This window comes from Fluviicola sp., assembly GCF_039596355.1.
Taxonomy (GTDB): Bacteria; Bacteroidota; Bacteroidia; order Flavobacteriales_D; family Crocinitomicaceae; genus Fluviicola.
The window spans coordinates 44,086-66,740 of sequence record NZ_JBCNJW010000012.1; the positions used below are offsets into that span (position 1 = coordinate 44,086).

Sequence of the window (22,655 nt, forward strand, 5' to 3'; positions counted from 1 at the left end):
TTTATTCCAACTTTTTCGTTGTTTATTCTTCAAATTCGACCTTGAACATCATGTCGCTTTTTTGCTTGATGTACATTTCAACGGCAAACGAATTATCCGTCAATCCGATTACACGATATATTGAATACTGGTAAACCGGGGTTCCGTCAATTTTCTTGTACCCGAATAGAGCCAGGTGTTTTCGTTCTCCTGTTTCATTGTCTGTTCTGTAAGCAATCACAAAACGCTCTTTCGCAAAACTTGCGTAAGGTCCCTGATCTTCCGGAATATCTGCATTTTTCGGGTTATCGCTGAATAAGATATAGGTATATTTTTCAGAAGTCATCATTCTGAAAGATTCCATAGTGGATCTTTTCGGGAATTTCTGCATCCATCCCAATTCACCGTTTGCATTGATTTTTACTACAATTACATCATCATAGTGATTAACACAACGCGTATTTCCTTTGGAATCCGTAGTACATGTGACATAGAAAATTTCTCCCGAAATCACAATTCCTCCGTCTGCCAGGATTTCCACACCTCGCATGGATAAATTATTCAAGGCAAGCTTGTCATTTTCATCAGCCTTTTCCATTTTCTTTTTACCCCGTTCTGAAATCCGGTGGTATTTTTTGATAAAGTCCAATGAAAACTCATAGAACTTCGGAGTACTCAAGTTTCCTTTTTTATCAAGGATAGAAACAAAAGTCCCATCAATTCCATACGATTTTGGCTTGCGGTAATATCCTGCACAGATGATATCCCCGCTTTTGTTTTCCTTCATATAAACACGGTCCGTCAGGTATTCGCCCAGGTTAAATTCCACTTCGTTGATGTTTCCATCTGAATTTGCAATTAGAATCGCCAGTGACTGATTATCTGCATGTTCACGGTTTTTACGATTTTGCTCTTCCCGGTATTTTTTGATGAGGAAATACCCGTTCCCCTGAGAATCAACTGTAAAATCCAGATTATCCATCATACTTTCGGTATAGGGCATCTCAAAGTCATTCCCCCATACTTTTTCCAGATTCTGGTCAAAAACCTGTAACCCGATAATATCGTTGTTTTTGGAATCGTCTTTTTCTTCCGGATTATGCCGGTATTTGATCACAAATGTTTCTTTGTCACTGGAAACATCGATGCTGAATTTACCCTGAGCCGCATACCGGTAATAAAATGACCCGCTCACTTTCTTCGGAACAGACACCAACAATTTAGGCTCGCTGTCAAATCCACCTTCGCTCACATGAATACTTTGTGCGAAAAGCTGTTCCGTTGTATTGGCCTTGTCGTAAATCGAATAGAAGAAATACAATTTGTCCTTCAGGCGGATGATGTATTCAAAGTTGAATCCTTTTTCTTCCTTCAACTCTGTTTTGGAGCTTTTCAAGTTCAGATTTTTTCCTGAAAAAACCTGAAAAACAAATTTGTTTTGCTTTTTTCCCTGGATTTTTACTGCAAGTACATTCTGATCGTCAATCGGGAAGTACATTTTAGAATACGCATTAACAACAGGATAAGCCTCGCTTTTGGTGATCTTAACCTCAGACGACCGTTCCATTTCATCATCTTGTGCAAACAAGCAGAAACTTCCCAATAGGAAGAGGAGTGTTAAATTGATTAATTTCATAAGTTCTATTATTTTTTGCGTAAATGTAGCAAAAGTGCTAAAAGAACCGGCAGGAAAAAATCGCAGTATCGTCAATCAGTTTTCGGTTTCCACGCCACTCATCCAGCTTGGAAAACACGATATTATTCATATCCTCCATGCTCAGGCGGTAGAAATTGTGGTAGATTTTGATCAGGCGTTCCAGTTCGAAATGACAATTCCTTTCGTCTTCGAGCTCCACTACTCCATCTGTATACAAAATCAGGGTGGTGTTCGGTTTCAGGATTTCTTTCCCTACCTGGATAAAAGGCATCTCGTCGAACATTCCCAAACCTACACAACCGATGTCTAACAGTTTCTGCTCTTTCCCATTGGTTATGATCGGCTGATTGTGACCGGCATTCACATAGGTCAGCTCCCGCGAAGCCGCATCGTACTCCGCAATGAAGAACGTGATGAACTTTTCTCCTTTTGCACTGGTCATTACTTTTTTATTGAGTTCTTCAATCAGGAATTCCAATGAAAAAGGACGGATTTGATACACCGTTGAATAAAACGTCCGGATGGTGGCCTGAAAATTGGCCATCAGCATCGCCGCACTAATTCCTTTTCCGCTGACGTCTGCAATGCAAATCACGTATTTATTGGCTCCCAAGGGGATGAAATCGTAGTAGTCTCCTCCTACTTCGTGCCGCGGAATGTATTTTGCAGAAATGTCCATTTGTTTGTTGGACGGCAAATCTGAAGGAAACAACAGTTTTTGCATTTCGGAGGCAACTTCCAGCTCTTTTTTCAGGCGCTCCCGCTTGAGTTCTTCCCGCGCCATGCGCTTATTCTCAATTGCCATGACCACCATATTGGTCAGCGTCTGCAAAAAATGCATATCGGCAATCGTATCGTGTTTTTTCACGCCGCTCTCTTCCACCCCCGCAATCAGCAGGTAAGCCAGCGGTTTGTCCTTGTGAAAAACGGGAACAATGATGTCAAATTCATTCAGAATCGCCGAATGACTTGATTCAATGACCGTAATATCACGAAAACGGTAGAGTTCTTTTTCGACGGAAATTTCTTTGACTTTGCTTTTCAGCCCCACTTTCAGCAGTGGACTCCAGGTATTTTCTTTATTGAAAAGCAGAAAACGATCATAGCCAAGCTGTTCGCGCATCACAAACTCAAACAAACGCACAAGTTGATCCACACTTTGATTGGTGGCAATTGCGCGCGTCAATTCGAGTAATGAATTAAGCCGGAATTCACCCGACTCAATTTGCGACTCCAGGTTTGCTATGCGAGTCTCGACTTCCATGTTGTTATTTCCCTCCGCTTTCCGAAAGACGTTTCAAGACGAATAATTCTTTCATTTTTGTTTTGGACTCATCACAAGGACTTCCGAAATAAACTTTTCCGCCTTCCAGTGATTTGGCAATCCCGGATTGAGCCAGGACAACAGCTCCGTCTCCGATCGTTAAACCGGAAGCACAGCCTACCTGTCCCCAAATCGTCACATTATTCCCAATATTGCAGCAACCGGCAATTCCGACCTGGGAAGCAAACAAACAGTTTTTCCCCACAATCGTGTCGTGTCCGATCTGAACCAAATTATCGATTTTTGTTCCTTCTCCTATCCGTGTTATGGCGCTAACTCCAGCATCAATGGTCGTATTCGCACCGATTTCCACATTCCGCTCGATATAGACAAATCCACAACTATGCATACGGTCATATCCGGAAGGTTTTTTCTTGAAATAAAAGGCATAATGTCCGATCACAGCATTCGGGCCGATGATCACATTTTCTTCAATCACCGTTCCGTCTCCGATATATGCTCCGGGATGAACGATCACATTTTCACCGATAATGACATCATGACCAATGAAACAATTGGGAGAAAGATGCGCAGAATCCGCAATCCGGCAATTCTCACCGGTCATAGACATTTGAGGTCTGTACGGTGCAAATTTCCGCGTCAGTTTGTTGTAATCATCAAATGGTTCCGGTGAAATGATCAGCGCTTTTCCTTCCGGAACAGCCACTTCTTTGTCGATCAAAATAAACGTTGCCGCTGAGTTCAGTGCTTTATCGTAATATTTCGGATGATCCACAAAAACCAAATCTCCCGGTTCTACGCGGTGAATTTCATTGATTCCGGTAACGATCAAAGACTCATCTCCGACGACACTTCGCCCCAAAAACTGCGCGATTGCGCCTACTGTATGTATATTTCCGATTTTCATAGACTTACTCAATATAAAAGTAAGACCTATTGCCATTCCTTTCGGGGAATGTTCAATTACTTATAAAACCGGGATTGTTTACAAGTCAGTTACCGGGACATCCGAAGCGCAAAACGGATTAGAAACAAAGTAACCATGAGCACAACTATGATAATTGTTTTGGTATTGTCTTTCTTTTCCTCCTTGTCGTTTTCCGCACGCAACTGGCGCAGGTAGTTATTCAGTTTTTCCTTCTGATCGCTGTTCAACGGCAGATTCTTCTGAATTCCTGCAATACGTCGGCCGGAAGAACCGCTTTCCGGATCCAGGTAGTATCTTTCGAACAATTTGAACTGGGCATTGATCAGGTCAGTATCATTCAACTGATGCATCATAGCCGCAAATCCGGCATGCAGAAACATTTCTGATATTTCCGTTTCGTTTCGCAGGGAATTCAAATAATCTTTAAACTCCTGGATGATTTCCTGGCGAATCTCTGCGCGTTGTTCATCCGAAAACAATGCTGTATACGAATACAAAGCACTCACTTTCGTCAGGTCTTTTTGAGCAAATGCCTGATGAAGTGCCTGCAACAATCGTTTCGTATCCTCCGAGGTCAGCGATTCCTTCAAAGCCGTTGTTTCCGGCAAAGTGCGGATCGCCCCATCAAGTGATATAGACATTTTAACTTCAGACAGATCAGATTTGATCAGCTGAATTCGGTCGAGCATGGTTCGTACTCTAGGTGGAAGGTCTTGACTCATCAATTATTTTAGTAGTTTATTAATTTTTCCAATGCTGTTTTTACCTTTTCGGCATTCGGCAACAATTCTGCTTCCAGGATGGAGTTCAATGGAATGGCAGGTGTATCAATCGCGCCAACGATTTCAATCGGAGCATCCAGATGAGTAAAGCAGTCCCGCTGAATACGTCCGGCCAAACCAAGCGTGAAAGATGCTTCGATTGATTCTTCAGTTACCAGCAATACTTTTCCGTGTTTTTGAACAGATGCGGAAACAGCCTCCATATCCAACGGATTAATCGAACGCAGATCCAAAACCTCTACCTGGCCTTCAAACTGCTTGGCAGCTTCTAAAGTCCAGTAAACGCCTCTTCCATAAGTTACAACCACACAAGATTCTCCTTTTTCGACAGCTGCATCAGAAGCTTCCTGTACAATACGTGCCTTACCGATAGGAATCATGTAATTTTCATCCGGCTCGATAGACATCGCACCTTCCGTTCCAGGGATTTTTGACCAGTACAATCCTTTGTGCTCCAAAATTACTACCGGATTCGGATCGTAATAAGCAGCTTTCAACAAACCTTTCAGATCGGCACCTGTTGACGGGTACACCACTTTGATTCCGCGGATGTTAGCCAAAACAGATTCCACACTCGAAGAGTGATAAGGACCACCGGAGCCATATGCCCCGATCGGAACGCGGATCACACAACTCACCGGCCATTTTCCGTTTGACAGGTAATTTGATCGTGATACTTCCGTAAACAACTGATTCAGTCCCGGCCAGATGTAATCGGCAAATTGAACTTCAACGAATGGTTTCAGTCCAACAGCAGACATCCCGACAGTTGAACCGATAATAAATGCCTCCTGGATCGGAGTGTTGAATACGCGCTCGTCCCCGAAAGTTTGAGCTAACGTAGCCGCCTCTCTGAAAACACCTCCAAGTCTTCCCCCCACATCTTGTCCGTAAAGCAATGCTTCCGGGTGTTTCGACATGATTTCACGAACAGCAAATAAAGCGCTGTCCACCATCACTGTTTTTTTCTTCCCGGATGGTTCGCGCTCGCCTACTTCTTCTGTTACAGGAGTCGGGGCGAAAATAAAATCCGTTACACTTGCAGGAGTTGGTTCTTCCGCGTTCAAAGCACGTTCGTAATCGGCATCAACCAATTTTCGCGCTTCAGATTCTATATTGATTACATCCGCTTCACCTTCCAGCTCGCGGATAATTTCTTTCAATTTCGGGTACGGATCTCTGGTTGCAGCTTCTTCCAAATCATCACGATACCATTCTTTTCTCACTCCTGAAGTATGATGTCCCAAAAGCGGCACCTTCGCATGAATAATAAAAGGTCTTCTTTCTTTGCGGACAATATCAAATACTTCCTGCACCGTTTGGTAGGAAAGATCAAAATCACTTCCATCAATCGTGCGCACTTCAATGCCTTTAAATCCCTGGGCATAATAACTGATATCCTGTGCTCTCGTTTCAGCCGCATTTGCAGAAATATCCCAGCCATTGTCCTGAACCAGGTAAACAATCGGGAACTGCTTCAAAGCAGCCATTTGAAACGCTTCTGAAACTTCCCCTTCCGTACAGGAAGCATCTCCCAAAGAACAAACCACGATTGGATTTTCTCCATTGAAATCTTCTGAAAGTCCCAGTTTCTCTTTGTATTGAATTCCCATCGCAATTCCCGTCGTCGGAATGGCCTGCATCCCGGTGGCGGAAGACTGATGTGGTATTTTAGGCATGTCATCACGTTTCAGAGACGGGTGCGAATAATAGGTTCTACCTCCTGAAAACGGGTCATCTTTCTTTGCAAAAACCTGGAGCATCAACTCGTAAGGAGTCATCCCGATCCCCAAAAGAATACTATCATCGCGGTAATAAGGAGAAACCCAATCCTGCGGCTTCAACTGCAATCCTACAGCTAGCTGAATAGCTTCATGTCCTCTGGAAGTTGCATGGACATATTTCGCTGTAACTTCTTTATTCGCTTCGTATTTCTCCGCTAATGTTTTCGCTGTAGCCATCAAACTAAATGCTTTCAGGAAAACGTCTTTGCTTGTACGTGTAGTAGATTCTTTTGTCTTTGAAAGAATATCTGACATTTGGAATGTTTTTCCAACAAAGATAAGATTCAAAAAGTAAAAGCGCCGAATAAATAAGGAATATTCGGCGCGATTTTTTGTGAATTTTTGCGTTATCTTACTTCAAAATGGATAAGTACCTTTCAAGACTTTGCTTTTCGATCTCTGCAACAAAACGAATGAAAGAGTCTTTCTTACCGGATGTCTGTACATCATCCAGTGCCTCATAATAGGAAAACCTGGAAGGATTATCTCCTTTAATATTTGCTATCACAAGCCCGTTCTGAAGCAGAATCATATTCATAATCAAACGGGAAGTTCGTCCGTTTCCATCAATAAAAGGATGAATCGTAACTAAACGCTCGTGCATTTCAGCTGCCAACACCACAGGATGCAGTAAGGTTCTGTTCCGTTCATACCAAATGAAATAGTCTTCCATTTGTTTTTCCACCAAATATGGAGCCGGAGGCAAATGGGCGCTCCCTTGTATCATCACCTGGACACGACGAAATTTCCCGGCTTCTTCCGGGTTTATTCCCCGAAGTATCAGATTATGTATAGCCAAAAGCTCTCGTCTTGTAATGACGGATTCTTTTGCCACCAGGTCTTTCATGTAATGGATCGCATCTCCATGGTTAATTGCCTCCAGGTGTTCTCTCATGCTTTTCCCTGAAATAGTCAATCCACGATTGACGACCAAATCTGTTTCACGGAGCGTAAGGGTATTTCCTTCGATCCGGTTGCTTTCAAAAGTGTACTCCAATTCCAGAGCTTCTGTAATCCGATGATTCTCAAATGAGCGGATATTATCCAGCTCAAGTTTGAGCTTATCGATGTCTCCGAGTATTTTTTCGACAGCCTGGTCTTCAAATTCTCTTTTAGGGTAATAACTTGCCAGTTCTTCCTGAACCATTCCTAATACCTCATCGGCAAAGGCATACTGCTTCACTTCCAACAATACTTTTTCTTTCAACCAGGCTTTCACCAATTGATTCAAATCAATTGAAAGGATATTGGCTATTTCTATGATTTGTGATTCGGTTGGAATCCTTTTTCCATTTTCGAACTTACTAATCAATGACTGATCAATTCCCAGCAAGTTGGCCAGCTCACGCGAGCGCATGCCTTTCTTTTTTCTTGCTTCCCGAATAATGGTTTTCATTTCTTGACTTACATTTTCATGACTAATTTAGTCATGTTTTTTGGTTTTTCCAAAAAAAAGAGAAGATTTAACATCTTCTCTTTCTCTGTGTTACTTATTGTGCTCTATAATGTAATCTAAAACTTTCTGCATCAAATGCACCCGGTCTTTTCCAATAACATTGTGTTTATGCATCGGATAGTGGAAAAAGTCTATCTGAATTCCAAGTTCGATAAATCTTTTAAGTAATGCATCATTATGTTGCGGCACAACGACGTCGTCAACCGTTCCATGGATCAATAACAAGTCTCCTTTCAATTTATTGGCATGCGTAAATAAAGAGGCTTCTTCATATCCTTTCTGGTTTTCTTCCGGGCGATCCATATAACGCTCTCCGTACATCACTTCATAGTATTTCCAATCGGTAACAGGACCACCTGCAACCCCCACCTTAAAGGTTTCTGCTTGCTTCAGCATCAACGAAGTTGTCATAAACCCGCCAAACGACCAACCGTGAACAGCAAATCTGGATGCATCTACATATGGAAGAGATTTCAGGTAATCGATTCCTTTCATCTGATCACTGATTTCTACGGTTCCCAATTGCCGGTGGATTTGACTCTCAAATGCAAAACCGCGCTCTCCTGATCCCCGGTTATCTAAAGTAAACACTAAATACCCCTGCTCTGCCATCCAATACATCCAGAGGTTTGCACCGTCGAGCCAGGAATTGGTAATCATCTGAGCATGTGGACCTCCGTAAACATACACCATGACAGGGTATTTTTTGTTCGGATCGAAATTGCTCGGTTTAATCAAACGAGTATATAATACCGAACCATCTTCCCCTTTGATCTGACCTATATCTGCTGTTCCAATTGCGATGTCGGCCAGTTTGTTTTTCGCGGTCAGTAATGTTTTGGTAAGCTTACCACTTCCTGTTTTCAATTCCACTTTTCCAGGCACGGAATGAGAAGAATACGAATCAATGAAGTTTGTTCCGGCATCATTAAACGCAACGGTATGCGTTCCTTCTTCTAGAGTCAGACAGCGTTGCTTTCCGTTTAAATCAACTGCATAATAAAGGGTGTTCAACGGACTGGTTCCCGTTGCAGCAAAAATGATTTCCTTTCCTTTATTCACGGTTTGTAAAATTTCCTTCACCACAAATTTATTGCTGGTCAACTGCTTGATCAACTTACCGTCAATGGAGTAGTAATACAAATTATTGAATCCGTCCCGCTCCGAAATCCAAACAAAATTCGTTGAACCAGGCATCGGGAAAAACGCAGGATGTTCCGGCTCTACCCATTTTTCATTTTGCTCTTCCAAAAGCGTCCGTACAAAATTTCCTGTCTTCGCTTCATACACATTCAACCACATATGATTCTGTTCGCGGTTCACTTCCGCAATCAACACAAAATTTTCATCCGGTGTCCAGCTCAAATTGGTCAAATAACTGTCTTTTGCTCCCTTCGGCGAAATGTAAACTGTTTTCCCGGCAGCAACCGAGTAAATCCCCACTTTCGGTTTTTCAGAACCCTGACCAGCCATCGGGTATTTGATATTCATCAATTCAGCCGGTATTTTCGTAATGTCAACAAGCGGGTATTCCTTTACTTCTGATTCGTCTTTTTGGTAAAATGCCAGGAAACTTCCTTTCCCCGACCAAAAAATCCCGTCTGTAATTCCGAATTCACTCCTGGCGTAAGTCTGTCCCGAAACAATGTTTTTATCCGTATTACTTGTTACAGCGATTTTTTCTCCTTTTGCATTAATGATCCACAAATTGTTTTCTACCGTATAAGCCGTATTTCCAGATGTCATTTCATACTCGGCATTTGCACCTTCTTCCGGAACAGAAACCAACTTACTTCCAGCTTTTGTTTTCAAGTTATAGCTGTAGTAGTTATTCCCATCTGTCAATACCAACTCATCTGCATTTCGGAATGAAAACCCGTAAAAGTTATACAACTGAGCACCCAAAGCAGTATTGGCATCCTGAATCGATAGAAGCTTCTCAGGATCCGTTTTTTTGACCGATCCCTGATACATGACCTGATAATTGTTACTCAGGTAAACATATGAATCCGTTCCCGGAATCCAGGTAAAAGCATTGAATTGCTCATCTCTGAAAGCTCTGTTCTGCTGAAGAACGGCATCAGAAAGCGTTAATTGTTTTTTTTGTGCGAAGGAGAAAACTCCCGCAATGAAAAAGACGAAAAGTCCGAAATACTTCTTCATGGTCTTTGAATGAATTTATTGAAAAATGTTTCGAGTGGTAATCCCGCACGGAAACAACTATCGATTGTCTCCAGCAGGTAATCCTGTAAAATCAGGTCGGAATCAAACTCCGTCATGAAATACCACTGCTTGTTTAAAATATAAGGTTGTTTTTCTGCCGCTTCCTTGAATTCTTTCGGAGCGATTTTGTTTCGTTCTCCACGAACTTCCCCGAAGACATCCACAAAATTCTTATCCGAAATCAAACTTTCAAATTCTTTTTGATTCTGCGCAATTCCTTCACGAACGGCATACAAATCATCTTTCTCAATCTCGTAAATTCCACCGTAAACGCGCACCGCTTCAGGTCCGAATTCAAAATACACGCCATGAATGCTTTTCGACTTTTTTCCACTTGGAGCCACAACCGCCGAACACAATAGCTTATACGGTGTTTTATCCTTGGAAAAACGGATATCCCTGTTAATTCTGAAAATGCATTCGGATGCTGTCAAATCCTTGAAAACAGGATACGACTGTGCCAAATGATTGATGAACGTCTGAACAAAATCAGCAAAGGGCTTCTTTACGGAAGTTTCATAGCGCTTTCTGTTCGAATCAAACCACTCTTTGTGATTGTTCGCCGCTAATTCGATGAAAAAATCGAGATAGTCTTTTGTAAAATGTGCCATGACTCAAAGATAGTATTAATCCGATTCACAAACTTGTTGATTTTTACCGATCTTCATTGCCCCGATTAATACCGGCAAATTCACCAGATTAAATTACATTTGTATCAAACAATTTAAAAGCATGGCACAAGTCTCTATCGGACACATTGAAGCTGCAATCCAAAAAGTGGACAGCTTAGACGACAACGCATTGGACAGATTATCCGAAGCACAAACAACGGCACAACCTGTTCTTTTGGGTTACATCATGTCGGCAGCCCAGGAATACCAGAACGAAGGATTGGAAAGCCTGCTGATTTATTACTTCACAGTGGTTCTGGAAGCATTTTCCCTGGCGGAGCTGCACCCGAAGAGCGTTTCAGACGAAATGATCGACGAATTTGAAGAACCATACTTTCAATTACTGGACGAGTACTTCGAAACAGAAGACGAAAGCATCCTGGAAGAATTCTCCGACCAGCCTGACCTGGTGAAGTTCATGGCAATGGAAATCGGCATGGAAGACGCAGAAGGAGTTACACTTGACGATGAAACAGCAACACAATTGTTCATCGTAATCCTGGCAATGATTTCACTTCTTTCCAGATCTTTGGATTAAAACAATCTTCAATATATCGTAAAACGAACCGACAAAATCCGGGTGTACCTCAAAAGCATCCGGATTTTTTATGTTTTCGCCCAAACAATCGCGCGATATAATTCAAGCCTGCGAATCAATCATTTAGCTTGAGAATTCAAAAAAGTTTAGTACATTTAACAAAACCTCCCATCCACATCCCGACCCTCAGTCAATCACTGAAAAAAAATCCATTTTTTATTATGCATACATAATATTATTTTGTACATTCGTGACAAGAGTCATCATATGCAAAATAAGCCCCAATATTTAATCGACTTAGATGTTCGATTAACGTGGCACAAAATGTCACGCATGTATAACCAGCGAGCAAACAGCTACGGGATCAGTATGTCTGTCGGCTTTATCCTTCTGCACATCGATAAAGAGGGAACTCCAAGCACGCAGCTGGGTCCAAGAATGGGAATGGAACCAACCAGCCTTTCAAGAACCCTCAAAACCATGGAAGAAAAAGGATTCATTCGCCGGGAGGAAGACAAACTCGACAAGCGGATCGTACGCATTTTCTTAACGGAAGAAGGATTAAAGGCCCGCTACATTGCCCGCGACGTTGTTTTTGAATTCAATAACAAAGTCATTGAACGCATTCCGAAAGAACACATTGAGATTTTCGAATCTGTGATCAACCAAATCCAGGAGCTTATGGATGAGGAAGAATCAAATCCGTCGGAGTAAGAGAAAGCGCAGCTTTCGATTAAAGAACAAACGTTAGTGCAGTACTAAGAAAATTTTCGACCAGAAACAAACAGTTAATAACGAATTGCCGTGAAATAAATACAAAAACGGATCACGGCAGAATCAATAAAAAGAACCGATTATGAATAGACACATCAAGAAAGTGGCCGTTTTGGGATCAGGAGTCATGGGATCCAGAATCGCCTGCCACTTTGCCAATGTAGGATGCGAAGTGTTATTGCTTGACATCCTGCCGAAAGAGCCCAACGATGCTGAAAAAGCAAAAGGTCTGACACTGGAGAGTAAAGCTGTCAGAAACCGCATCGTCAACGAAGCATTGCAATTCGCTTTGACATCTGCACCTTCCCCGATCTACAGAAAATCATTCGCATCCCGGATCCAAACAGGGAATTTCGAAGACGACATGGCAAAAATTGCCAATGTAGACTGGATCATCGAAGTGGTAATCGAACGCCTCGACATCAAGCAGCAAGTGTTTGAACATGTGGAAAAATTCAGAAAACCGGGAACATTGATTTCATCCAACACGTCCGGGATTCCCATTCACCTGATGCTCGACGGCAGATCAGATGATTTCAAAAAACACTTTGCCGGAACCCATTTCTTCAATCCGCCAAGATACCTTCCTTTACTGGAAATCATCCCAACAAACGAAACCGCTCCGGAAATCATCGATTTCTATATGTCTTTCGGCTCCAAAATTTTGGGTAAGAAAACGGTTTTGTGTAAAGACACTCCCGGATTCATCGGAAACCGTGTTGGTGTTTACTCCATGGGGAAAGTCATGGAATTAGCTCAGGATCTTGGTTTGACCATCGAAGAAGCGGATTTATTGACCGGAGCAATCCTGGAACGACCTAAAACCGGAACCTTCAAACTCTCCGATTTGGTAGGTTTGGATACCGCTTACAACGTTACGAAAGGTCTGCAGGCAAACCTGCCGAACGACCAAATGGTCAAAGACATCAAAGATTCGAAAGTATTAAACTTCCTGATCGAACATAAATTCCTCGGAGATAAAACCAAAAAAGGATTCTATTACAAAGAGAAAGATGCATCCGGTGCAACCAACCGATTTGCATTAGACCTGGAAACGTTGGAATACCGTCCGATGCAGAGAGCCAAGCTTCCTGTAATCGAAATGGCGAAACAGGCTCCGGATTTAAAAACACGTTTGGGCATGTTGCTGCTGGACAAAACCAAAGCCGGCGACCTGTTAAGAAAACACTACGCGTCGTTATTTGCCTATGTTTCTCAACGCGTTCCGGAAATTTCAGATGTGCTTTTCAGCATTGACGATGCCATTCGTTCGGGTTACGCCTGGACATATGGTCCGTTTGAAAACTGGGATTTGGTCGGAGTGAAAAAAGGAATCGAATTAGCGGAAAGCGAAGGTTACACCGTAGCCGATTGGGTCAAAGAACTCGTTGCTGCCGGGAACAATTCATTCTACAAATCGGAAGGAGGTAAAAAGTACTTCTACGACATAGCTTCCAAATCATACAAAGTCATTCCGGGAACAGAAAACCTGGTAATTCTGGATGCTTTACGTGAAACCAACAAAGTTTGGGGGAATTCAGACACCACACTGGTAGATTTGGGAGACGGAGTCCTGAACCTGGAATTCCACACCAAAATGAACACCATCGGTGGTGGGGTGATCGAAGGAATCAACAAAGCAATCGACCTGGCTGAAAAGGATTACAAAGGATTGGTTATTTCCAATACCGGCGGAAACTTCTCTGCCGGAGCAAACGTCGGAATGATCTTCATGATGGCTGCGGAACAGGATTACGATGAATTGAATTTCGCCGTGAAATCATTCCAGGACACGATGATGCGCATCCGCTATTCAAACATCCCGGTAATCGCGGCTCCACACAACATGGCACTTGGTGGAGGATGTGAATTATCTATGCACTCCGATAAAGTCGTTGCTCACGCAGAATTGTACATGGGACTGGTTGAATTCGGTGTCGGATTGATCCCGGGCGGAGGCGGATCCAAGGAATTCGCAAAACGATTCTCAGACGAACTGAGAGACGGAGACATCAAAATCAATCGTCTGCGCGAACGCTTCCTTTCCATCGGACAGGCAAAAGTTTCCACTTCTGCATATGAAGCCTTTGATTTAGGTTACCTGCGTCCCGGAACGGATGAGGTGGTCGTTTCAAGAGAATATCAATTGACACAGGCAAAAGCCGCAGCACTTGAATTGGCCGAAAAAGGCTACATCGCACCGAAGAGAGAGAAAAACATCACTGTTCTCGGTCAGGAAGGTCTCGGAATTATTTACGTTGGAGCAAACTCCATGAAATCCGGACACTACATGTCGGAACACGATCAGGTGATTTCCGAAAAACTCGGCTGGGTGATGTGTGGAGGTGATTTGAGTGAAAACACGGTTGTTTCGGAACAATACCTATTGGATTTGGAACGAAAAGCATTCGTGGAACTTTGTCAGCAACGCAAAACACTTGAGCGTTTGGAAAGTTTGGTGAAATCCGGGAAAATTTTGAGAAATTAAGACAATAGACTTCAGACGAGGGACAATAGACAATATTCAACAATAATGGCTAAACATAATTTTCGAAAGTTGGAAATCTGGATTATATCCATGGACGTAGTAAAAGATGTCTATGCTGTAATTTCTGATTTTCCTGTGGACGAACGTTACGGACTAAAGTCTCAAATGTCAAGATGTGCTATTTCCGTACCTTCAAATATTGCAGAGGGAAGCAGCCGGAGTTCAATCAAAGAGTTTTCACACTTTCTGGACATCGCACTGGGATCAAGTTTTGAATTGGAAACACAGTTGATAATTGCTCATGACCTGTTTCAGGCAGAGACTCATACAATTATTGAAAAGTGTCAAAATTTACAACGTATGATAATCGGATTCAAACAGAAAATAAATAATTAAAGAACGGTAGACGAAAGCAAAAGCATTTGATAACAAAGGTCTTTTGTCTTGCGTCTTAAGTCTCAAATCTTTAAAACAATGAACAAAGCATATATCGTAGCGGGATTCCGCTCAGCAGTAGGAAAATCAGGGAAAGGAGGATTGCGCTTCTTTCGGCCTGATGATTTGGCGGCACGCGTCATTGAACATCTCGTAGCAAGCGTACCGCAAGTAGAAAAAACACGTATCGATGATGTGATCGTGGGAAATGCAACTCCGGAAGCAGAACAAGGATTGAACGTCGGACGTTTGATCTCTTTGATGGGATTACACACAGACAAAGTTCCAGGAATGACCGTAAACCGTTACTGTTCATCCGGATTGGAAACCATCGCCATTGCACAAGCGAAAATCGAAGCCGGAATGGCCGATTGCATCATTGCAGGTGGAGTTGAATCCATGTCCGTAATGGCAATGGGAGGATGGAGAATTGTTCCGAACCCGAAAGTGGGAAAAGAAAATCCGACCTGGTACTGGGGAATGGGATTGACCGCAGAAGCTGTTGCATCACAGTTCAACGTGAGCCGTGAAGACCAGGATTTATTTGCGATGCATTCCCAGGAAAAAGCACTGAGAGCGTTGGCTGAAGGAAAATTCAAAGACGAAATCGTTCCGATCGAAGTAGAACACATTTTCCTGGACGAAAACGAAAAAAGACAGGTTAAAAATTACATCGTCGAAACAGATGAAGGCCCGCGCGCTTCGAGCCTGGAAGGACTGGCAAAACTAAGACCGGTATTCGATGCCCAGGGAAGTGTTACTGCCGGAAATTCCTCTCAAACTTCAGACGGAGCGGCATTCGTGATGGTGATGTCTGAAAAAATGATGAAGGAACTGAACATCGAACCGATTGCACGCCTGCACAGCTATGCTGTAGTTGGTGTAGAACCACGCATCATGGGAATCGGGCCGGTGGAAGCTATTCCGAAAGCATTGAAACAAGCAGGGTTGAGCCTGAACGATATCAGCTTATTCGAATTGAACGAAGCATTTGCTTCTCAATCGTTAGCCGTGATTCGCGAATTAGGCTTGAATCAGGATATCGTCAATGTGAACGGTGGAGCCATTGCCCTAGGACACCCACTGGGTTGTACCGGAGCGAAACTAACGGTTCAGCTCTTGAGCGAACTTCGCAGAAGAAAAGAAAAATACGGTGTCGTGACCATGTGCGTCGGAACCGGACAAGGAGCTGCTGGAGTGATCGAATTGCTGAAATAATTCATCCGAAATATCCGAAACGCCATCTGTTTCCCGAAAATCAACGGGATGACAGGTGGCGTTTTTCATGTTATAATTTTGTAAAACTAAAAACGTGGCGAGCTTTTTCTTATTTTCGAAAAGAATATGGAAAATACCCCTCAGAAAGTTTCAAAAGTCCAGATGACAAGCCACGCCTTGATCATTTTTTCGATTGTCGTTGTGATACTTTATTTGGGGCAGAGTCTCATTATCCCACTTATGTTTGCAACGATTTTGTGGCTTCTGATGCGGAAAATCCGTTCCCTGTTCTACATCATCGGGCTACGCGACAAGTGGTTTCCCAAATGGCTCAAAACCATCCTGAGCACCACGATCCTATTTTCTACCGTTTGGGTAATCGGGCTCATTTTTGAGAAAAACATCCAGGAACTGGTCAGATATTACGACGTTTACAACAAGAACCTGACGGCGATTATGAAAGATTTTGACCAGATTTCTCATTACAAAATCGAAGATCTGACCAGGAGTTTCAATTCGAATGACTTAATCAGCAAATACTTCACGTCGGCACTCAGCTCCCTGCAAACAATCATTTCCAATGTTGTGATCGTATTGATTTACATGCTCTTCATCATCATGGAAGAATCTTCCTTTAAATTTAAGGTGAAGGCATTGTTTCCGGAAAGAGCCGCTTACGACGAACGCATCGAAGTAATTCGCAGAATCGAAAAAGCAATTACCAATTACCTTGGAATCAAATCATTGATCGCCATGGTATCGGCTACAATCTGCTATTTGATTTTCGCACTTATGGGCTTAAACGCTCCGTTTTTCTGGGCTTTGCTAATCTTCATGTTCAGCTTTATCCCCTTCTTCGGAGTGTTAATCAGTTCCTTTTTACCTGCAATTTTTGCCATCGTCCAATACGGCTCCTACAGCGAATCACTGATTATCCTGTTCAGTACCGGATCCATCCAGTTTTTTGCAGGAAACATCGTAGAACCAAGAGTCATGGGAAATACCATGAACGTGAGCCCGATCGTCGTGATTCTGTCTCTTGGTTTCTGGGGTTTCATCTGGGGACTTCCCGGTATGTTCCTCAGCGTTCCGATTACCGTTATCATGGTGATCATCTTTTCCAAATTCAAGGCTACCCGGGGAATTGCTATTTTGCTTTCGGAGAGAGGAGAAATTGAACACTGATGAAGACTTTGTTAATCTCTTGTTTCCTGGTTGGTTCCCTGCATGCGTTTTCACAGTTTGAAGACGAAAACAAACCCGTTCCCGTTTTCGGAGGAACCAACGTCATTACAACCAATGCAGCCGGGCAGGTCGGTGTGAAATCTGCCAGCGGAAAAGAAATCATCCCGTTCGTATATTCCCGGATCATTGAAAACAACCTGGGGTTGTTCGTGTTCAAAATCAACAAGTCGAATGGCTACGAACGCTCGTATTCCCTGGGCTACTACAACAAACAGCTCAAACAGGTGCTTCCGTGCCAATACAACAGCCTGCTCGCACTAGACGAAGGTTATATCATTGCGTCCCAAAACAGCGACCGGAAATTCGGGCTGATTGACACAGTCGGGAGAATCATCATTCCGTTTGAATACGAAGAAATGGCCGCTCCGAGCGAAGGGCTTTACCTGACGAAACTGAAAGGGAAATACGGTTTCATCAACAAGAAAAATCACGTCATTGTTGATCACAAATTCACGTATGCCAGTCCATTTTCAGAAGGTTTGGCAGTTGCAAGCAGAGGCGGATTAATCGGTTATATCAACCGGAAAGGAGATTTCGAAATCCGGGAACAGTTTAGTTCAGCCGACGATTTCAGCTACGGCTATGCACAAGTTTTCTTCCACAATCAAACGAGCGTGATTGACAAAAACGGCGTTATTCTCTTCCCGTTTATTTTCAGAAGCATTCGCTCAGTCGGAAATGGCCAGTTTGTATTTGAAGCCGGAGATAATCTCCGAAAGACACTCACAACAACACTCCCCAAACTGGGCATTGCACAAACACCTGAAGAACTTGGTCAGTACGATTCCCTGGTGTCTTCAACGGATTCGGAAATTGATTCGGAAACACTCGAAGAAAAGTTCATGGGAGTGCTCAACCTGAACGGGCAATTGATCGGTGGAAATGATTTTCAACAGGTCATTGCGCTCATTTCGGAAGGCGAACATCAGTTATATGCCGTTCAGCGCAGAGCCAATCACGAAGAAAACGACAGTAAAGGCTATAATTTCGCATTGATGGACGGAACAGGCAAATTGCTGACAGATTTCCGCTTTTTTGAGGTCAAACCCGACGAAGGAATCGTGATCGAAGAAACCGAAAAGGGGTTTGTTTTATATCGCGCAGCTGTTGATGGAAAGTTGACACCTGTCAATTAATCCAGGATGATCACATTAACCCAAAATTAGATTAAATACTTATTGAATCAAAAGCCACGAATTCACGAATTTTGAGGCTCCTAACGATCGCCTCATATTTATACAACTCTTAAAACCAAACTTACACAAAGGTTTGTTCGCACCAGATAAGTATTAGTTGCCCGCATTTTTTCGTTTATTCTCCGAATCTTTCGGCTCTTCCTCCTTGATGATTTCACGCGGTTTCAGTAATTCCTGCCACGTTTTCGGGCGCAAGAGCGGATGCCATTTGAATTCAGGTAAAAACTGTTCTTCCTTATCGATCTGATCCATCGGGAAAAACTTACCATCAGGTTGATTGATGTACGAAACGCCGACCACTTCACCACTATCGAGATACACCTTGATATCCGATGAGAAAATGCGGTTCAGCCCCATTCGTTTCACCACAATGGCTGTGTCTGTTTTTTCTTCGTCTTCCGGGTAAAAGATGGTTTTCGCCTGACCGATTACATCTGATCGCACCAATTCATTGTTCTTGAAATACGACCAAATCTCTTTCCCTGCAAGCTGGTTGTAATATCTCCCGGAATCCAGTTCATTGGCTGCAAATGCTTTTGGATACAAGTGTGCTTTTTGAATTAAGGTGTCATTCACAATAAATACACGAATGGTATCACCGGTCAATTCCGAATTATAACTCCAGAAATGGGCATTCCCCCACAAATCCATGATTCCGTCTGCCTTTTTGTAATCCAATGAATCAGACACTCCCTGGATTTTATTCTGAAAAATCCGGACATCCTGCCCTCCCCTGATTCGCAGCGTTTTTTCCAGCGTGTCGCGCAGATGAACCAGCGTATCGGCTCGCAAAAAGAGCGTGTCCTTCGACTTCATGATCCGGATGAGCGGAAAATCCGTCAAAACATCCGTGAGTGTATTTCCATCCGAGGTGAAGTGTCCGGCATTGAATTGTACTTTCTGCGCCGTATCAACCATCTGTACATTTCCTTTTCCAAGCGCATATTTCCGCTTCGGGGCATAGAACAAACTATCGCCGGTAATGATCCGCGGAGCCTGGTCTATTTTCGCATTGTGAGTCAGTAAACCTTCTTCTGTTTCTACGTGATACCATCCCCGGTCGCAGTAAAATTTCGAATCTTTCGTTGTCCCGACAGTCGGGCCGTAAAAGAATACTTTATGCACCAGGTAGTTGTAATGCAGCGTATCGGTGGTCAATTTCAGGTTGTCGCTTTTATACACGACATCTCCCTTGAAAAAAGCCTCTTCCGTATTGGGATAAAAATATCCGAACTTACTCGTGAGTACTTCATTCGTGGTGATATTCTCGATTTTTCCTTTGTTCCGGTAAATTGCTTTCGAACTGGCTGCATCGTAATCCAGTGAATCCGAAGTGACTTTGTATTCCCGGTCACGGATTCGGACATGTCCCCACAACTTCGCCAATTTGGTTCTTCCGTTGTAATAAAGGGAATCACAAAACAGATTCAGCGTATCTGCTTTATTGATCTGCACTTTTCCATAAGCCCAAACCTCGTTGGTTTTTTCTTTGTAGTGCGCTGAATCACAAAACATGACATTTCCCTGGTATTTGAAATTCAGGAACCCCGTCAGGCGCTGTTTTCCGGTGCGTTCATCATACGACAGTTTTTTTGCTCCCGGCAAGAGTTCCAGCCAGTTCTGTCCATATGAAAAGTGTGTGCACACAAAAATTGCGCTTAAAAAAAGCGCAATTCGATAAGTATGTGCATGGAATAATTTCAATTTATTTTGTTGTCAAAGTTTGCTTGCGATCCGGACCAACCGAAACGGTTGTTACCGGCACTTGCAAATGTTGTTCCAAATAGTTTACGTAATCCTTCAACGCCTCTGGTGCATCGGAATAGGAAGTCAAACCAGTCAGGTCTTTGTTCCATCCCGGAAGGTCTTCGTAAATCGGTTCAATCGTCATTCCGTCAATGTCATACGGCATGTAATCCTGCTCCACTCCGTCTACTTTGTACTTCGTACATGCACGAATGGTTTCGAATGTGTCCAAAACATCTGCTTTCATCATCGCCAATTCGGTTACACCATTGATCATGATAGCATATTTCATTGCAGGAAGGTCGATCCATCCGCAACGACGTGGTCTTCCGGTTGTTGCACCGAATTCCCGTCCTTCTTTACGGATTTTCTCTCCGATCTCATCATCCAGTTCTGTTGGGAAAGGTCCTGAACCAACGCGGGTACAGTATGCCTTGAAAATCCCGATCACATCTCCGATTTTAGAAGGTGCGATTCCCAATCCGGTGCACGTTCCTGCGGTCACGGTGTTGGAAGAAGTTACGAACGGGTAGGTTCCGAAGTCGATATCCAGCATCGTTCCCTGCGCACCTTCTGCCAATACTTTTTTACCGGCTTTCATTGCTTCGTTCATGTATTGTTCACTGTCAACAGCTGTCAATCCTCTCAGCACTTCAATTCCTTCCATCCATGGGCCTTCCAGCTCAGACAGATCGAATTCGAATCCTTCGTAATGCTTCAGCAGGTTCAGGTGTTTCTCCACCAATGCCTGGTATTTTTCCTTGAACGAAGGCAACGAAATATCTCCGACACGCAGACCGTTACGGCCTGTTTTGTCCATATATGTAGGCCCGATTCCTTTCAAGGTACTTCCGATCTTGTCTTTTCCTTTGGAAGCTTCAGATGCCGCATCCAGCAATTTATGCGTCGGAAGAATCAAATGTGCTTTTTTGGAAACGATCAAACGTTGTTTTACGTCAATATTGAACGGAGCCAGTTTCTCCAATTCTTTCTGGAAAACAACCGGGTCGATCACTACTCCGTTTCCGATCAGGTTAATCACATTTCCGTGGAAAATTCCTGAAGGAATCGTGTGCAAAACATGTTTCACTCCTTCAAACTCCAGCGTATGACCGGCATTCGGCCCGCCCTGAAAACGAGCGATAATATCGTATTGCGGGGTGAGAACATCTACAATTTTTCCTTTCCCTTCATCTCCCCATTGTAATCCTAAAAGAACATCTACTTTCATGTGACTTTGTTAAATTTCGCTTCAACTTCTTCTGTTGAATTGAAGCAGCTAAAAATTTCGTTTAATTTGGATATTTCGAATAGCTTTTTTACGGACGGCTGTAAATTGACCAATACACAGTCAAGACCTGCTTTCCGTGATCTGGTCAGTATGCGTACAAAGAAATTCAAGCCGGTGCTGTTGCAGTATTCCAAGGTGGAACAATCGCACAAAACGGCTTTCAGATTGCCCGACAATACCTGTTCCGTCTGATTCAGTGCATCTGCCAAACCTTCATCGGAAATGATTCTTCCTGAAATTTTGACCAATACAAAATTCGACGACTTCGTTATGTCAAACTGCGCACTCATTATTGATTTTGTTCATCCTCTTCGCTTCTAACTCCATAGAAGTAAAGGGAATGGTGTTGAATTTTAACGCCGAAAATTTCTTCGATCGTTGCTTTGATACTTTGAATGCGGGGATCACAGAATTCGATCACTTCACCTGTATCCGTGAGGATAACGTGGTCGTGCTGTTTTGATCCATGAGATTTTTCAAACTGAGCCAGGTTTTTCCCGAACTGATGCTTACGAACCAGGTTGCAGGCCAACAGCAATTCAATCGTATTGTATAATGTTGCTCTGGAAACACGGTAGTTTTGGTTCTTCATTTTGATATACAGGGATTCGATATCAAAGTGTCCTTTGTAGTTATATATTTCAGAGAGTATGGCAAAGCGCTCAGGAGTTTTTCGGTGCCCGTTTTGCTCCAGATATGCTGAAAATATATTTCTGACCGTTAACTGCAGATCTTGTTGTTGCATCTGACCATGTTGAAAGGGCAAAAGTAGTTATTTTTTTCTGTTTTAGCATCATGAAGATTCCACATTGTGAGAAGTTTTCAACGTAATAACGGGTTTTCTGCACATTTCTTCCGGGTAAGTACCTGGATGATTCTTCCCCGGAGCATCGGTGATCGTTTCATTTCCGAATGAAATCTAAATTTTGCAAATTCGTATGATTACGAATCGTGTAAAT

19 protein-coding genes are annotated in these 22,655 nt (G+C 43.0%); 7 read left to right on the top strand and 12 right to left on the bottom strand.

The features are described 5' to 3' along the window. Positions 1-22: 22 nt before the first annotated feature. From ABDV94_RS17770 to ABDV94_RS17805, 8 genes are all read right to left on the bottom strand, one after another. Positions 23-1,615, bottom strand: a complete 1,593-nt coding sequence (locus ABDV94_RS17770; RefSeq protein WP_343748560.1) for a hypothetical protein — start codon at positions 1,613-1,615, stop codon at positions 23-25. 37 nt (positions 1,616-1,652) lie between these two features. Continuing rightward, entirely contained in the window at positions 1,653-2,900 is a 1,248-nt protein-coding gene (locus ABDV94_RS17775; RefSeq protein WP_343748561.1) for a PP2C family protein-serine/threonine phosphatase, read from the bottom strand. A gap of 4 nt (positions 2,901-2,904) precedes the next feature. Next, entirely contained in the window at positions 2,905-3,828 is a 924-nt protein-coding gene (locus tag ABDV94_RS17780; protein WP_343748562.1) for an LpxD N-terminal domain-containing protein, read from the bottom strand. Between the two features lie 89 nt (positions 3,829-3,917). Then, on the bottom strand, positions 3,918-4,490 hold the full coding sequence (locus ABDV94_RS17785) for a hypothetical protein (RefSeq protein WP_343748563.1): 573 nt from the start codon (positions 4,488-4,490) through the stop codon (positions 3,918-3,920). Positions 4,491-4,579: 89 nt separating this feature from the next. Beyond that, positions 4,580-6,670: a thiamine pyrophosphate-dependent enzyme gene (locus ABDV94_RS17790; protein ID WP_343748564.1), complete on the bottom strand. Its 2,091-nt coding sequence runs from the start codon at positions 6,668-6,670 to the stop codon at positions 4,580-4,582. A gap of 97 nt (positions 6,671-6,767) precedes the next feature. Continuing rightward, positions 6,768-7,811 carry a Fic family protein gene (locus tag ABDV94_RS17795; RefSeq protein ID WP_343748565.1) on the bottom strand — a complete coding sequence of 348 codons (1,044 nt, stop codon included), beginning with the start codon at positions 7,809-7,811 and terminating at the stop codon, positions 6,768-6,770. 90 nt (positions 7,812-7,901) lie between these two features. Continuing rightward, positions 7,902-10,034 carry a DPP IV N-terminal domain-containing protein gene (locus ABDV94_RS17800; protein ID WP_343748566.1) on the bottom strand — a complete coding sequence of 711 codons (2,133 nt, stop codon included), beginning with the start codon at positions 10,032-10,034 and terminating at the stop codon, positions 7,902-7,904. Beyond that, complete coding sequence (locus ABDV94_RS17805; RefSeq protein ID WP_343748567.1) at positions 10,031-10,705, bottom strand: DUF2461 domain-containing protein; 675 nt, start codon at positions 10,703-10,705, stop codon at positions 10,031-10,033. Before ABDV94_RS17805 ends, ABDV94_RS17800 begins: the two co-directional genes overlap by 4 nt. 121 nt (positions 10,706-10,826) lie before the next feature. Here ABDV94_RS17805 and ABDV94_RS17810 point away from each other — a divergent pair, with 121 nt between their 5' ends. The 7 genes from ABDV94_RS17810 to ABDV94_RS17840 all read left to right on the top strand — a co-directional run bounded on the left by ABDV94_RS17810 (position 10,827) and on the right by ABDV94_RS17840 (position 18,599). Continuing rightward, the gene (locus ABDV94_RS17810) at positions 10,827-11,303 is read left to right on the top strand and encodes a hypothetical protein (RefSeq protein ID WP_343748568.1); all 477 of its coding nucleotides are present in this window, start codon (positions 10,827-10,829) and stop codon (positions 11,301-11,303) included. Between the two features lie 333 nt (positions 11,304-11,636). Then, positions 11,637-12,017: a MarR family transcriptional regulator gene (locus ABDV94_RS17815; RefSeq protein ID WP_343748569.1), complete on the top strand. Its 381-nt coding sequence runs from the start codon at positions 11,637-11,639 to the stop codon at positions 12,015-12,017. 142 nt (positions 12,018-12,159) lie between these two features. After that, positions 12,160-14,565 carry a 3-hydroxyacyl-CoA dehydrogenase/enoyl-CoA hydratase family protein gene (locus ABDV94_RS17820; RefSeq protein ID WP_343748570.1) on the top strand — a complete coding sequence of 802 codons (2,406 nt, stop codon included), beginning with the start codon at positions 12,160-12,162 and terminating at the stop codon, positions 14,563-14,565. A gap of 45 nt (positions 14,566-14,610) precedes the next feature. Next, positions 14,611-14,961 carry a four helix bundle protein gene (locus ABDV94_RS17825; protein WP_343748571.1) on the top strand — a complete coding sequence of 117 codons (351 nt, stop codon included), beginning with the start codon at positions 14,611-14,613 and terminating at the stop codon, positions 14,959-14,961. Between the two features lie 78 nt (positions 14,962-15,039). Then, entirely contained in the window at positions 15,040-16,218 is a 1,179-nt protein-coding gene (locus ABDV94_RS17830; protein WP_343748572.1) for an acetyl-CoA C-acyltransferase, read from the top strand. Between the two features lie 162 nt (positions 16,219-16,380). Further along, positions 16,381-17,403 carry an AI-2E family transporter gene (locus ABDV94_RS17835; protein ID WP_343748573.1) on the top strand — a complete coding sequence of 341 codons (1,023 nt, stop codon included), beginning with the start codon at positions 16,381-16,383 and terminating at the stop codon, positions 17,401-17,403. Beyond that, complete coding sequence (locus ABDV94_RS17840) at positions 17,403-18,599, top strand: WG repeat-containing protein (protein WP_343748574.1); 1,197 nt, start codon at positions 17,403-17,405, stop codon at positions 18,597-18,599. Before ABDV94_RS17835 ends, ABDV94_RS17840 begins: the two co-directional genes overlap by 1 nt. A gap of 153 nt (positions 18,600-18,752) precedes the next feature. On the opposite strand, the gene ABDV94_RS17845 is transcribed toward ABDV94_RS17840, so the two are convergent. Genes ABDV94_RS17845 through ABDV94_RS17860 form a run of 4 tightly spaced genes read right to left on the bottom strand, consistent with a single transcriptional unit; the run spans position 18,753 to position 22,441 of the window. After that, a complete protein-coding gene (locus ABDV94_RS17845) occupies positions 18,753-20,306 on the bottom strand; it encodes an OstA-like protein (protein WP_343748575.1) in 1,554 nt (517 codons plus the stop codon). 58 nt (positions 20,307-20,364) lie between these two features. Next, positions 20,365-21,636, bottom strand: a complete 1,272-nt coding sequence (locus ABDV94_RS17850; RefSeq protein ID WP_343748576.1) for an adenylosuccinate synthase — start codon at positions 21,634-21,636, stop codon at positions 20,365-20,367. Next, positions 21,633-21,986, bottom strand: a complete 354-nt coding sequence (locus ABDV94_RS17855) for an STAS domain-containing protein (RefSeq protein WP_343748577.1) — start codon at positions 21,984-21,986, stop codon at positions 21,633-21,635. The genes ABDV94_RS17850 and ABDV94_RS17855 overlap by 4 nt, the downstream gene beginning before the upstream one ends. After that, complete coding sequence (locus tag ABDV94_RS17860; protein WP_343748578.1) at positions 21,986-22,441, bottom strand: transcriptional repressor; 456 nt, start codon at positions 22,439-22,441, stop codon at positions 21,986-21,988. Before ABDV94_RS17860 ends, ABDV94_RS17855 begins: the two co-directional genes overlap by 1 nt. Between the last annotated feature and the right edge of the window lie 214 nt (positions 22,442-22,655).

Coding starts and splice junctions, on each gene's coding strand:
- ABDV94_RS17770 (WP_343748560.1), bottom strand. CDS start 1,615: ATGAAATTAATCAATTTAACACTCCTCTTCCTATTGGGAAGTTTCTGC.
- ABDV94_RS17775 (WP_343748561.1), bottom strand. CDS start 2,900: ATGGAAGTCGAGACTCGCATAGCAAACCTGGAGTCGCAAATTGAGTCG.
- ABDV94_RS17780 (WP_343748562.1), bottom strand. CDS start 3,828: ATGAAAATCGGAAATATACATACAGTAGGCGCAATCGCGCAGTTTTTG.
- ABDV94_RS17785 (WP_343748563.1), bottom strand. CDS start 4,490: ATGTCTATATCACTTGATGGGGCGATCCGCACTTTGCCGGAAACAACG.
- ABDV94_RS17790 (WP_343748564.1), bottom strand. CDS start 6,670: ATGTCAGATATTCTTTCAAAGACAAAAGAATCTACTACACGTACAAGC.
- ABDV94_RS17795 (WP_343748565.1), bottom strand. CDS start 7,811: ATGAAAACCATTATTCGGGAAGCAAGAAAAAAGAAAGGCATGCGCTCG.
- ABDV94_RS17800 (WP_343748566.1), bottom strand. CDS start 10,034: ATGAAGAAGTATTTCGGACTTTTCGTCTTTTTCATTGCGGGAGTTTTC.
- ABDV94_RS17805 (WP_343748567.1), bottom strand. CDS start 10,705: ATGGCACATTTTACAAAAGACTATCTCGATTTTTTCATCGAATTAGCG.
- ABDV94_RS17810 (WP_343748568.1), top strand. CDS start 10,827: ATGGCACAAGTCTCTATCGGACACATTGAAGCTGCAATCCAAAAAGTG.
- ABDV94_RS17815 (WP_343748569.1), top strand. CDS start 11,637: ATGTATAACCAGCGAGCAAACAGCTACGGGATCAGTATGTCTGTCGGC.
- ABDV94_RS17820 (WP_343748570.1), top strand. CDS start 12,160: ATGAATAGACACATCAAGAAAGTGGCCGTTTTGGGATCAGGAGTCATG.
- ABDV94_RS17825 (WP_343748571.1), top strand. CDS start 14,611: ATGGCTAAACATAATTTTCGAAAGTTGGAAATCTGGATTATATCCATG.
- ABDV94_RS17830 (WP_343748572.1), top strand. CDS start 15,040: ATGAACAAAGCATATATCGTAGCGGGATTCCGCTCAGCAGTAGGAAAA.
- ABDV94_RS17835 (WP_343748573.1), top strand. CDS start 16,381: ATGACAAGCCACGCCTTGATCATTTTTTCGATTGTCGTTGTGATACTT.
- ABDV94_RS17840 (WP_343748574.1), top strand. CDS start 17,403: ATGAAGACTTTGTTAATCTCTTGTTTCCTGGTTGGTTCCCTGCATGCG.
- ABDV94_RS17850 (WP_343748576.1), bottom strand. CDS start 21,636: ATGAAAGTAGATGTTCTTTTAGGATTACAATGGGGAGATGAAGGGAAA.
- ABDV94_RS17855 (WP_343748577.1), bottom strand. CDS start 21,986: ATGAGTGCGCAGTTTGACATAACGAAGTCGTCGAATTTTGTATTGGTC.
- ABDV94_RS17860 (WP_343748578.1), bottom strand. CDS start 22,441: ATGCAACAACAAGATCTGCAGTTAACGGTCAGAAATATATTTTCAGCA.